Annotated in this window: 8 protein-coding genes; 2 read left to right on the top strand and 6 right to left on the bottom strand. The window is 61.8% G+C overall.

All coding sequences use genetic code 11. The features are described 5' to 3' along the window. Window positions 1-366 precede the first annotated feature (366 nt). Window positions 367-636, top strand: a complete 270-nt coding sequence (locus ACFPUZ_RS07355) for a hypothetical protein (RefSeq protein WP_377001157.1) — start codon at window positions 367-369, stop codon at window positions 634-636. Window positions 637-831: 195 nt separating this feature from the next. Here the strand turns inward: ACFPUZ_RS07355 and ACFPUZ_RS07350 are convergent, their stop codons facing one another. From ACFPUZ_RS07350 to ACFPUZ_RS07335, 4 genes are all read right to left on the bottom strand, one after another. Beyond that, window positions 832-6267: an AAA domain-containing protein gene (locus tag ACFPUZ_RS07350; RefSeq protein ID WP_377001155.1), complete on the bottom strand. Its 5436-nt coding sequence runs from the start codon at window positions 6265-6267 to the stop codon at window positions 832-834. A gap of 388 nt (window positions 6268-6655) precedes the next feature. Further along, on the bottom strand, window positions 6656-7144 hold the full coding sequence (locus ACFPUZ_RS07345; protein ID WP_377001154.1) for a heme-binding beta-barrel domain-containing protein: 489 nt from the start codon (window positions 7142-7144) through the stop codon (window positions 6656-6658). 212 nt (window positions 7145-7356) lie between these two features. Beyond that, the gene (locus ACFPUZ_RS07340; RefSeq protein ID WP_377001217.1) at window positions 7357-7947 is read right to left on the bottom strand and encodes a cation efflux transmembrane domain-containing protein; all 591 of its coding nucleotides are present in this window, start codon (window positions 7945-7947) and stop codon (window positions 7357-7359) included. A gap of 10 nt (window positions 7948-7957) precedes the next feature. Beyond that, the gene (locus tag ACFPUZ_RS07335) at window positions 7958-8320 is read right to left on the bottom strand and encodes a DUF4259 domain-containing protein (protein ID WP_377001152.1); all 363 of its coding nucleotides are present in this window, start codon (window positions 8318-8320) and stop codon (window positions 7958-7960) included. Window positions 8321-8340: 20 nt separating this feature from the next. On the opposite strand from ACFPUZ_RS07335, the gene ACFPUZ_RS07330 reads away from it, so the two are divergent. Continuing rightward, window positions 8341-9156 (top strand): YdcF family protein, encoded by an 816-nt coding sequence (locus ACFPUZ_RS07330; protein WP_377001150.1) that lies wholly within the window; start codon window positions 8341-8343, stop codon window positions 9154-9156. Here the strand turns inward: ACFPUZ_RS07330 and coaE are convergent. Both coaE and ACFPUZ_RS07320 read right to left on the bottom strand, forming a co-directional pair. Then, window positions 9153-9746, bottom strand: a complete 594-nt coding sequence (gene coaE / locus ACFPUZ_RS07325) for a dephospho-CoA kinase (RefSeq protein ID WP_377001149.1) — start codon at window positions 9744-9746, stop codon at window positions 9153-9155. The genes ACFPUZ_RS07330 and coaE overlap by 4 nt on opposite strands. A gap of 10 nt (window positions 9747-9756) precedes the next feature. After that, the gene (locus ACFPUZ_RS07320; protein ID WP_377001147.1) at window positions 9757-11715 is read right to left on the bottom strand and encodes a glucose PTS transporter subunit IIA; all 1959 of its coding nucleotides are present in this window, start codon (window positions 11713-11715) and stop codon (window positions 9757-9759) included. Window positions 11716-12009: the final 294 nt, after the last annotated feature.

Below are 12009 nucleotides of genomic sequence, written 5' to 3'. Positions count from 1 at the left end.
GCCCGCAAACGGAAATTGTCACGGTCCACCTATGGCACCCATCACACCTCTCCCCCGCATCCTCGGTGTCGCGCTGCTCGCGGCGACACTAACCGCCTGCACGGATGACAACAACAAGGCCACTCCCGTGATGGTGGAGGCCACCGTCACCTACACGACCACAGAGACCGTCACCGACGAGGCACGCTCTCCCCGACCGAACCACCCGGAGAGTCTGCGGAACCGTCGATGGGCATCCCGGGCAGTTCCTTCGTCGACCAGATTTCCGCCGTTCCGGAAACCGGCGCCGCGTGCTACTCGTCGAGCCACATCATGCCGCAGTAGCCGGGCGGGCAGTTCGTCGGCCCGGACGGCACCTACTGCGAGATGTACTCGGAGGATTCCGTGCTGGCCATGTGCGCCCACCAGGGTGAGGGCGACATCAGCGCCTTGTCCATCCGCCAGAATGAACCGGCGACCACGCACAACGCCAACCGCATCTTCATGGCGACGAAGAACACGCAGCCGCTCCAGCCCGGTCAGCGAATCACGACGGGCCCCATCTTCTGCACGGTGGCGGAGGGCGAGACCCGGGTGATGTGTGCGGTGGACTTCTACAGCTTCGCCGTCAGCACAGACGGCGTGGAGCTGGGTTAGAAGAACTTCGATAGGTTTCCGATCAAGGGACTCTGCACTTTTCTAGGTTGGACCTTAGTAGGCATCACCAATTCTCGCCGTAGCCCTACCTACCAATGCTCTTGACGTTGGATGTATTGGCGGTGCGCCAGATGGCGGAATAGGAGACACGCAACGGAACCGAAAGCCGCTTCCTAAGAACAACGTCGGCGAATACTACCTGGCTTCTTCTCGGATCCTCTGCAGCGGCACGTCAAGGATATCTTTCGCCTTGTCAGTAAGTCTCTTCAGGTGGAACGTCTTCAGAGTCTCACGCATCACCACTTCGGAGTCATCGAGACCGAACTGAGTGCCCACGTATTCCATGACCGCGTGAAGCTCGCGGTACGGAATGTCCGCCAGCTCCCGCTCCCCACGGGTGCGCGCGATCACCGTGGGTTGGTCGGGAAGGTGAAAAGTCCTACCGATATTGCCGGTGACATTGGTGGGGTTATCGAAGCAGATGATCTTCCGGGAGACCAATCGGCTTATCACGCTGTTCAACTTCGATTTTACCTGACGGGTGACCTTTGAATCGCCGCCTGCTTTGACGTATCGGGACATCAAAAGATGCCCAAGCATCGGACCTTCCACCGCAAGAATGTCGAGAAGTCCGTTTGTGATCTCTGCATCCGAGGCGGTGTGAACCGAAACACATGACCCACTGAACATCTCGTAGTCGACTTCGAACTGATAGGCCTGAACATCACCGTTGGTGAGTTTCGGAGACCATTCCCCCATCGATGGTGTCGGCGGAAGGGACGGTTCCTCTGACTCGCTTATGCCCACGCTGGATCCCACAGGATCGGATTCGACGCTAATACTGGCTCCCTTTGCCGGACCCTCCGAATCAACGGAGAAAAGATCCCAGTTGCGGGAGAGTGAAACAACGGTTTCAGGCTCAAGAAGCTCAGCCTGCCCCCATTCGTCTTCCCGCACGTTGATCTCGGTCGGTTCTTCATACACACCGGAGAAATCAACGGTGTAGTCCGAGTCTGGGGTGCTCTCCGCGTCTACTGCGAGTTCATCTCCAAAAGTCGGGGCATGTGCGTCCGTTACAAGCCCTCGATCTTCCGTGAGTTTAGGGAGCTCCCTCAATTCGACGGAAAAGCGACGGTCCGCCTCAAGATCAGCCCGTGACTCAATATACTCGATATTCGACGGTGCATCCGTAGCAGAAGGGTCCAAAGAATACGGATATATCTCACGTTCCTCAAGAGCATCAAACACGCGCTGCATCTGTTCCTGCTTGTCCAGATAGAAATCAGACTCGAAAATGCGGACGAAACGCCAGCCGAGCCGTTCCAGTTCCCGCTGCCTTGCTCTGTCTGCACGAGCCTGCGACTCCCCATGCCAGTGGTCACCGTCACATTCGATAGCCAAACGCCCGTTGGAGCCTTCCACCACCAGGTCAAGGCGATATCCGTAGGCATTGAACTGGGGTACAACGAAGTACCCGCGTGCCACGATCTCGTTGTAGACACGTTGCTCGAAAAGGGAATCAAACGGCTCCACCTTGACATCATCAGCCACGAGAGAAGAGGACTTCGCCTCCGGCGCGGCGGTGGCCACATTGTAAGCGTACTGAAGCAGACGCGCCCGGATATCCTCACCGTCAAAATTATCCACCCCTGCGGAATGGAACAACCAGACTTGATCCTTGGCTCGACTGACTGCTACGTTGTACCGCTGAATGTACGTGTCCGAAGTCAGCTTGGCGAGTCGTTTCGTCCCATCTACGGGCACCATTGTCACCATTGACAGGAAGACAACATCGCGTTCCGCTCCCTGGAACTCAGCCGGGCTACCGACCTTGAGGTCGCGCTCCTCCCATACCTCCGGAGACAGCTTCTCGAGAAGCCGATTCTTGAGGTAATCAGCCTGCCCTGAGGAACTCAGCAATGAGATCACTCCCAAGGTTTTTCCCTCGTAGGCCGGGTCTTCCAGACACTGAATGAGGCGCGCGATAAGAGCATCAGCTTCATCAATATTGATGACCTTTTTCTTCGTGACCGGTTGTGCGGCATTCGGAGTTCGGGTCACCTTGAATGGCGCCAGTCTCCCCGGCAGCACCTCCCGCACCGGCACGAGTTCAATCGAGTTCGGGCGGTACGCGATCTGGTTCGAAAACTCGATGATCTCCGGGACGCATCGCCTGTGTTCGCGAAGAACGATTCTTCCGCCGTAACGCATTTCGGCATCGTCAAACAGTGACCGCGTCGGGTCGATCCAGGCATCAACCTTGTCGAAGTCATAGAGATACTGTTTCGCCAGGTGAACAATTGGCTGTCGATCTACACCCACTCCAGCCGGAGACACCTGCTTGTTGTCTCCGATGACAACGATCCGGGGAGCCAGATACTGGAGGAATACCGCATCCACTCCCGCCTGCGAAGCTTCGTCGACGATGATCACATCGAACATATTCTCTTCCAGTTTGAATTGGTCGATGACCCGGAAGAGCGGCATGATCCAGACAGGTACTGCACCCCGACAACTGTCCAGGTGTCGCCTCACGTCTCGCCGGTGAGAATCCGCGTACTTGCCGGTTCCCTTGCCCAGGCGCGCCACGGCCTGGGTGTACGCCACAAGGTTGGACCGCATTGCGGGATCAATGCGTGAGGAACCAACGGCGTGCGCCCATGCACGCTCTGCAGCCAGTTCAGTGACGGTCGCAGATATCTTCATTTCGGTACGCGCGATGTCCTGTTGAAGACGAGTTAGGCCAGTTTCGCTTCTCGCGTCGATCAGCTGACCCGCCAACAGCCACTGACGCGCCGACTCTGCGTTGCGCAGCCGGTAACGCCAAGTCTCATCGTGGGGATCTTCACGGACTGTGTCGAAGAGGTTTTGCGACCAGGAAAGTACAGCTTGTGATAGAAATGCAATCTCCCGCGCCGCTGACGCAAGCTCGTACGCTTCCCGTGCGCTTTCCAGAGATTCCGCGTAGAGAGCAGAATCCCTTTGCTCCACCGCGAGGGTGAGGGTTTCCAACCACAGCAATCCGTGTCCAGAGAATTGGAGGCTACGAATGCTCCGTTGGAACGAGTCAAACCGAGCTCGCTCATCATCGAGGAACTTTTCACGTTCGTGAGCCCGGCTGAGTTCCTGTACCGACTGGACATTCCGGTCAAGAGCTCCTCGTTCAGCGTCGATACCCAGATCCTGAAGTGTCGTGATGAGATCGTTCAGATTGGAATGGCGCCCCAGAGATTTGTCGAATTCATTCAGCACTATTCGACACGCAGCTATCGCGCTGCTCGGATCGCGTTGTTCGTCGGGTTCGAAGTGAGGCCAGCTTCTGTAAAGATCCTGAAGTGCCCAAGTGACATCGACGTACGCCAGATACTGTTGGATTTGAAGTAAGGTGGTTGCAGCTACGCCATCGATCCTCACCGAGTCGAAGAACGGCATCGCATCTCGGATAATCCGCTTTCCGATCATCGGCGGCTTGACCGAACCATCTGCGCGGGTGGGAATCTTCCCACCTCCGGAGAGAAACGTCTCAAGACTCTTCGCGATCGGGATGTAGTCTTCCGGTGCACCCTCATTGACGGTCAGTCGCCTCAGGCCTTCGAGAGGTGCTCCAAGAAGTTCGACTTCATCCACCTTCGAGCGGAGGTCTTCAAGCTGGCGGTATTCCGCCGAGAGGTCGAAACCGTTGTTAGAGCGCAGTTCAGTGGACCAAGGATGGCTCTCCTGTTCCATCTCTGCCACTAGCTTCTGAGCCTGCTCGAAGCTATCCATCACTATTTTGCGGTCGTCTGCGGTCAACGAACTCCAAGACCTCAAGTCGTCGGAGTCGAGGTGTGTCGCAGCAACTCGGAACTCCTCGCCGGCCTTTTCTAGGCGATCACACATTGCCTGGAATGCACTGGCCGGTTTGATGGCTTCCAAGTCGATGGTGTCTGCATGGCTCAGGGACTCGTGTTCACGAAGACGGGGATCCTCCAGTAGTTCCAGCCATCGCTGCGCTTCTTCGTCACTCAAGGGGAAAGGTGTGTGAGGGTCGCGTACTTCAACTTCGTTGATCCACTCATGTTTATCGGCCTCGCTCAACCATTTTTCAATCGCTCGGGCTATAGGCATTTCGTACCCAGGGGAGCCGATCGGAGAGTTTTCCTCTGCCATTTGTGCAGTCCACTCTCGAACCGCACGCGCCCGTTGCTCCCCCAACGTCCCCAGTTCAGCCGTGAGCGATGCAATACGCGATCGGGAGTCCGCATCGTCAAACTCGGTTGAGCGGCGCGCAATGGTGTCAATAGCGACGCGGAGGTCCGCCATGTTCTCGTTTCCTGTACCAATGACGGAAACCGCGAGTTCCTGAATCTCGGCCGGCATCTTATCCCGCAGTTCAAAGAGAGCTCGGTCCGTCTCCGCAGTGACTAGTACTCTCTTGCCCTGGGCCAAGAGATGCGAAAGAAGAGCTGCCGCCATATGGGTCTTGCCGGTGCCGGGCGGGCCCTGGACGATTGTCTGCGCACTGCGGTCGACCCGCTCGATCACGGCCTGCTGGCGATCGTTCAGCGGGAGCGGGCTGAATATGTCGCCGTCGTTGACGTAAAGCGCACCAGTCTCGGAACTCTCGCTGACTTCGGAGATGTCGTTTGCATCGATCAGAGCAGCCAGTCCTGCAGGGATGCAACCTGTCTCCAGAATCTCCAAGGCAATCCGAGCGAAATTCACGGCCAGTCCTGTCCGGCGCCGGCGCCGTAGAATCACGCACGGGGCCCAAGAAACAACGGGGTACGTAGACCGCTTCGGTTTTGTCGGACTGTCCACGAAGACGGCGTCGGTACTCAGGCTGTTCGCGGTCAGCTTGCCGAGCTCCTGGAACGTGTCCAAGTCAAGAAGGTCCCCGTCGAGTTCCTCCACTTCAGCCTTCACATCGACGATGAACCGGCCATCCGTCATCTTTTCAGGAGGAACCACCTCAAGTTCAGGGGTGATGACGTCCCCGTTGATGCGCACCTCGATCTGACCGCTGTGCTTGTCCATCGCGACCGCGAGATCGAGAGTAAACAGCGGACGATCGATTGTTTCGCCATCCGGAACATCCCAGTAGAGACTTCCGAGTCCCAGAATCAGCTCAAACTCGTCTGCCTGTTGATTCGCCTTGGTCTGCAGGTCGAACATCTTCTCATAGAGGCTTCTGTAACGTTCGTTCCCTGCCCAAGCGTCCCACAGCTGCAGCCATGATGAGGGATCTCCCTCAACAGTCGGCACGTCCGCGTTGAAGCCATTGAGAGCCGGAGCCTCATTCTCCACCACCTCGGGCCGCCGAAACGGATCTTTGCCGTCGTTGGACAATCTGTTTTGCAGGGCTTTGCCCGGCGACGGGAACTCGAGGTAGTGAGGCCGCGGGAGCACGAAGACAACGTCGGATTCACCCCCTGCATCCTCGGCGCGGGATGACGCCAGCGAGGCACCAAGCGTAGGACCAAATCGCAGCCGCCCACCGGCGCCTTCCGAGTAATCCAGGAGATCGGCCAGCCAGAAGACCGCACCCTCCTTGGCATAATCCTGAACCGAGAGAGTCTGCTTTTCCTTCAGCTTTTGAACCTCTGAAAGGAACTGAAAAAGACGCGAAGCTTTTTCTGCTTTGAGTTGCAATTTACTTATCTCCGACTGAGTCTTCCTGCAGATGTTGCCGCGCCCTTATCCGGGGAGGGTGACACGCGATTACATCTGGTCCAATGAGATGCTGTGTTCGTCCCACCTGTACAGGTCAGAGCGGCAAACACAAGCTTGGGCACCGAGCGCACCCGTCGTGCGGATCCTGTGACGCCACGGGTACCCCGAAAGAAGCGCCCACGTTGAGACACACAAGCAATAATCCTAACGCCTGCACAAAGAGACTCGGGTTTAAGGCCAGCCTTCATCGATTCGACAGAAGCTGGCGCATCGCACCGGCTTCTTGAGTTCACTTTGGCCCCAGAACCACAAGCAGCCCCTTCCCCTGTACGTAGACAGAAGACGGAGCCGAAGGCGTGGAGATGGGTTAGAGGAACTTCGAGAGGTCGCTCACCAGGTGCTCCTGCATCGACTGCTCGACGGCCGACATATGGAACTCGGTGTGCACCGAGGAGCGCAGCGCGTTGAAAACGTAGGTACGCGTGGTCGAGTCGACGGTCTTGGCGGTGGAGGAGTTGAGCACACGGGACTCCGCGAAGCGAAGGTGCAGGGTGCCGTCCTCACGCTCTTCGACGGTCCCCTCAAGCAGCTCGGTCTGGCCGGTGGGCTGGGCGATGATGAACTCCACGCGCCCCTCCCCCACGGGCCGCAGGAATCCGAGCTCCGTGTGCATGGGTGAACCGCTGGGGCTGGCGGTCTTCTGCTCGTAGCGCAGGACGGGCTTGCCGGGGATCGCGTCGAAGGTGATGGTCTCGGTGTAGTCGAAGTCGGTGATCGTGGGGTAATGACCGCGGCCGATGCCGTTCCAGCTGCCGAGGATGGATTCGAGGGGCTGCACGAGCGGGTGGAGGTTCATGCGCCCGATCTTAGGGCAGAAACTGACCGGGCGTTCAGGAAACCAGTCGGGAGATAGAGGAGGGTCCGGCAAGCATTGGCGCACCCGGCGTCAGCGGGTGAGTACGGACGTACCCCCCTGTCCTCCGAGCCCACCTGTTTCCGCAGGCCGCGAACCCCGAGCGGACACAAAGGGGTACGCCAAAACGTTCCAGGCGGTTACCGGAGCACCCCTCAGTCAATATCCTCCCCCGCCAGGGCCTTCGCGGCGAGCTGCTCCTCAGTGGCAACCTCCCACACTTCCTTCGCTGCGGCTCCGTTGAGCAGGATGATGAGCACGCCGAGCACGATGTCGGGCCATCCGGAGAGCGTCACTGCGGTGAGCAGGCCCATGCCGATGATGGCGGTGTTGATCAGCACGTCGTTGCGGGCCGCCAGGAATGCTGCCGCACCCAGTGATCCGCCGTGTCGGCGCAGGCGCACGAGCAGCAGGGCACAGACGAGGTTGACCACGGCGGCGCCGCCGGCGGTGAGGATGAGCGGCCAGGCCTCGGGTGCCACGGGGTCCTGGGCCTTCATCACCGCCTGCCACCCGGCGACGAGGGCGGGCGCCAGGATGATGAGGGCGGCGATCTTGCCGGCGACCGCGCGTCGGGAAGCGGCCCAGCCCAGCGCCATGAAGATGAGCAGGTTGACGGCCGTGTCCTCGAGGAAGTCGACGGAATCGGCCAGCAGCGACACGGAGCCGATGGACAGCGCCACCGCGAACTCCACGAAGAAGTAGGCGAAGTTCAGCCCCGCGACGAGGAGGACGACCCGGCGCAGCGCGCCGATGTCAGATGAGCTGGACGTGGGACTGGGCCTTCCACTCGAGAAGCTTGTCCTGTCCGCTCTCCGCCCACTGTCCCGCCAGTTCCGAGACCGTGCCGTCGGAGATCACGGCCTCCAGGCACTGGCGGAGGCGTTCGCGGTTCTGCGGGGTGCGCAGGGACTCCAGCTGGGAGTCGTCGATGCCCTCCGGCACCGAACCGGCGGCCAGATGTGCCATGGCGACGATCATCGCGCCCTGGTCGGCAGCGATGTAGCGGTGGCCCACGTCGGGGAGGAGTTCGTCGAAGTAGATGTGGCCTTCGCGGATGTCGTCGAGCAGCTCCGCGGCGTCGTCGTTGTCGAAAGGTCCGGTGTTCCAGGTTCCCATGACGCACTACTGTAGTCCTCATGCGCATCAACCTCCCGCGGGCCCTCGTCGCCGCCGCCCTCACCGCAGCCCTGCTCCCCGGGGCCGCGCCGGCCCAGGCGCTGAGTTCCTCCCTGTCCTCGGTCGTTCCCGACGACCGCATCACGGTGGACATCCCCGGCTACGGCACCTATGCCCTGCACGCTGAGGTGGTGGGCCAGGGCCTGCACCCGGAGCGCGCCTCCCGGGAGAAGCAGCTGGCGGCCGCCGCTTTTTCGGCCGACTTCGAGGGCAACGCCACCGCCCGGGACAAGGCGCTGGCGGCACTCGACCCGGCCACACGGGCCACCGTCACCCAGGCCCTCGCCGCGCTGCACTCCCCCGTCCGCACCCCGGACTCCCTCGCCGCGACCACCCCCATCGTCGTCCTCGGCGAGCGCCTCAATGACGACGGTACCCTGCGCCCCAACCTGGTCAAGCGCCTCGAGGCCGCCCTGCAGCTCGCCCGGTCCCGTCCGGCGGCGGAGGTCATCGTCACCGGCGGGCCCACCGGCGCCGGTCATGTCGAGTCCCATGCGATGCGCACGTGGCTGCAGGAACGGGGGCAGAGCAGGGTGCGGGTCGAGGACCGTTCGACGTCGACGATCGACAGTGCGCGTTTCACCCGGGAGCTGCTGCCTGCGGCACCGGCGGTCATCGTCGTGACCTCGGACAACCACCTCCCCCGCGCGGTGGTCGATTTCACCCTGGCCTTCGGGCCGCAGGTGGCGGGCATCGGCTCCCCCACCGATCCGCCGGCCGGGATGCCCGGACCGAAGTGGACCTACCGCGACGCGGTCTTCTGGTTCCTGGGCTAGAGGCGGATCTGGTCGACCAACGCCTGGACCTGCGGTTCGAGCTCTTCCCGGGGTCCGTTGTTGTCGATGACCACGTCGGCCACCGCCAGGCGGGCCGCATCCGTGGTCTGCGCGGCGATGCGGCGGCGCACGTCCGCCTCGTCGAGGCCGCGGCCGTGGACGAGGCGCTCGATGCGGGTGTCCACATCCACGTGGACCACCACCACCAGATCCATGTCCTCGTGCTGGCCCTTCTCCACGAGCAGGGGCATGTCGTAGATGACGGCGGGCTCGCCGTCGGCCCGGGCGGCGTCGATAAGCTCGTCGCGCAGCCCCATGATCCGGGGGTGAGTGATGTCGTTGAGGCGCTGCGTGGCGGCCTCGTCGCGGAAGGCCCGGTCGGCGAGCTGCGCGCGGTCGAGACTGCCGTCGGCCTGGAGAATATCGGCGCCGAAGGCGTCGGCCAGCTCGGCGAGCGCCGGCTGACCTGGGGCGACGACATCGCGGGCGAGCTGGTCGGCGTCGATGACGGGCAGGCCGTAAGAACGCAGGAGATCGGCAACGGAGGTTTTCCCGCTGCCGATCCCGCCGGTGAGTCCGATGATCTTCATGGACCCGATACTAGGCGTCTTCCTCCTTCGGGGTGACGGTGATGATCGGCTCGCCGGCGGCAGCACCCGGGTGCCCCTCGACGGAGCCGAACTTACGGGTGTTGGAGACCAGCACCGGGGTGATCGCCGGATAACCGGCGGCCTCGATGGCGGCGCGGTCGAAGCGGATGAGCGGCGTGCCGGCCGTCACCTGCTGCTTCTTCTCGACGAGCACCTCGAAGCCCTCGCCGCCCATCTGGACGGTGTCGACACCGATGTGGATGAGCAGATCGATGCCGCCCTCGAGACGCAGGCCCACCGCGTGGCCGGACTTCTGCACGGTGAGCACCGTGGCGTCCGCCGGGGCGACGACGGTATCGCCGCTGGGGTCGATGGCCACGCCGTTACCCAGGGCGCCACCGGCGAAGGCGGCGTCGGGAACCTCGGAGAGCGGCAGGACCCGACCCTCGAGGGGGGCGGTGATCTGGGTCCGCGTCAGGGTCGCCACGGCACCGGTGCCGGCCGCGACCGGGACGGGGGCGTCGATACGCTCGCGCTCGGCCTGGATCTGCGCCAGGGCCTCGGCCTTTTCTTCCTTACCGCGGTAGTCGAAGAAGATGACCAGGAACATGGAGGTGAAGAACGCCGCCGCGATGCCGATGACGTAGCCGAGCCACGGATCCATGGCGGGGATGGTGAGCAGGGAGGTGAACACGAAGGCGTAGGCCTTGATGTTGAAGATGCCCATGACGGCGCCGCCGATGAAACAGCCCGGCAGCAGGCGCATGTAGGTCTTCTTGAAGCGCAGGAGCACACCGTAGAGGCTGGGCTCGGAGATACCGCCGAGCAGGCCGGCCATCATGCCACCGAGGGAGACCTGGCGCATCGCCTTGTTGCGCTCGCGCAGCGAGATGACCATGACGCCGGTGACCACACCGAAACATGCGAAGTTCCACGCGCCCATGGGGCCCTGGATGAAGTCGTAGCCGAGGGAGTTGATGTTCTGGATCATGATGGCGTTGAGCGGCCAGTGCAGACCCAGCGGCACGAGGAAGGGGTAGAGCAGCGGGATGAGGATGGAGAGAATGAACGGCGAGAAGTTGTTCACGGCCTCCAGCAGGTTGGAAATGCCGTTGCCCACGCCGATGCCGAAGGGGCCGAGCAGGAACGCAGTGGCCGGGATCATGATGAGCAGGGAGAAGAAGGGCACGAACACCATGTGCACGGCGGAGGGGATGATCTTCTTCAGCAGCTTCTCCACCCAGAACAGACCGATGGCGGCGATGAGCGGCGGGAAGACCTGGCCGGCGTAGTCGTTGAGGACCATCGGCAGGCCGAAGACGTTGACCGTGTCACCGGCCGAACCCAGCGCGAGGAATTCCGGGGTGAGCAGGGCCGCGGGGATCGCGGCGCCGACCCATTCGTTGGCGCCGAGCTTCCGGGCGGCCGTCGCACCGACCATGATCGGCAGGAAGTAGAACACGGAACGCCACATGGCGTGCATGAACACGTAGGTGGAGGGCTGCTCGTCCAGCGGGGCGCGGAAGTCCTGCAGGCCGAAGGTGTCGGCGAGGACGAGGAGGGTGATGATGAGCGAGGCACCCAGCAGGGCCCACAGAATCGGGCGGAAGGTGTCGGAGAGGAACTCGAAGGCGTAGTCGACGTAGGAGTACTTGCCGCGCACACCCCCGTACTCCTTGCTTGTCGACGCCGCCTTCTCCTGGCCGGCCTTCGGCACCCCCGGCTCCTTGAGCATCGCCTGGTAGAACTCGGCGACACCGCCGCCCATGATGACCTGCAGGCCGGTGGTTCCCTGCTTGACGACGCCGAGCACCGCCGGGTCGGATTCCAGGGCGGCCTGGTCGACGAGCGACTGGTCGTGGAGCTGCATGCGGAGGCGGGTGGCACAGTGGGTCAGTGAGGAGATGTTCTCTGCCCCACCGATCTCCTGGATGATGTGCTGCGCCGTTGTCGTGGTTGTTGACGCCATGGACGCGGTCCTTTCGGAAAATGTCAGAGCTGTTCGGCTGCCGCGCGCTCCGTTGCATTCCGACCCTGCCCGTCCGGGCTGTTGTCATGACCACTGATGGTGCTGATGTGGGGAAATCATGTCCGGTTTGTGCCGGAGTGTTGGCATTATGCCCATCATAGGCCGGAAACCGAAGAGACCACAAGGAAACGGCCAAAGTGTCCCAGATCACTGGTCATGACCGGGTCCCGGGCAAGAAAAAGGCCCTGCCACCCCGGGTTGGGGGCGGCAGGGCCTGCAGGCGGAACTAGTGGA

Source organism: Corynebacterium nasicanis (genome assembly GCF_042658165.1).
Taxonomy (GTDB): domain Bacteria; phylum Actinomycetota; class Actinomycetes; order Mycobacteriales; family Mycobacteriaceae; genus Corynebacterium; species Corynebacterium nasicanis.
This window is presented reverse-complemented; position numbering and strand designations above follow the sequence as displayed.

Bases quoted from the DNA above. Each gene is read 5' to 3' on its own strand.
- ACFPUZ_RS07320 (WP_377001147.1), bottom strand. From the start codon at position 11,715: ATGGCGTCAACAACCACGACAACGGCGCAGCACATCATCCAGGAGATC.
- ACFPUZ_RS07355 (WP_377001157.1), top strand. From the start codon at position 367: ATGTACTCGGAGGATTCCGTGCTGGCCATGTGCGCCCACCAGGGTGAG.
- ACFPUZ_RS07345 (WP_377001154.1), bottom strand. From the start codon at position 7,144: ATGAACCTCCACCCGCTCGTGCAGCCCCTCGAATCCATCCTCGGCAGC.
- ACFPUZ_RS07335 (WP_377001152.1), bottom strand. From the start codon at position 8,320: ATGGGAACCTGGAACACCGGACCTTTCGACAACGACGACGCCGCGGAG.
- ACFPUZ_RS07330 (WP_377001150.1), top strand. From the start codon at position 8,341: ATGCGCATCAACCTCCCGCGGGCCCTCGTCGCCGCCGCCCTCACCGCA.
- coaE (WP_377001149.1), bottom strand. From the start codon at position 9,746: ATGAAGATCATCGGACTCACCGGCGGGATCGGCAGCGGGAAAACCTCC.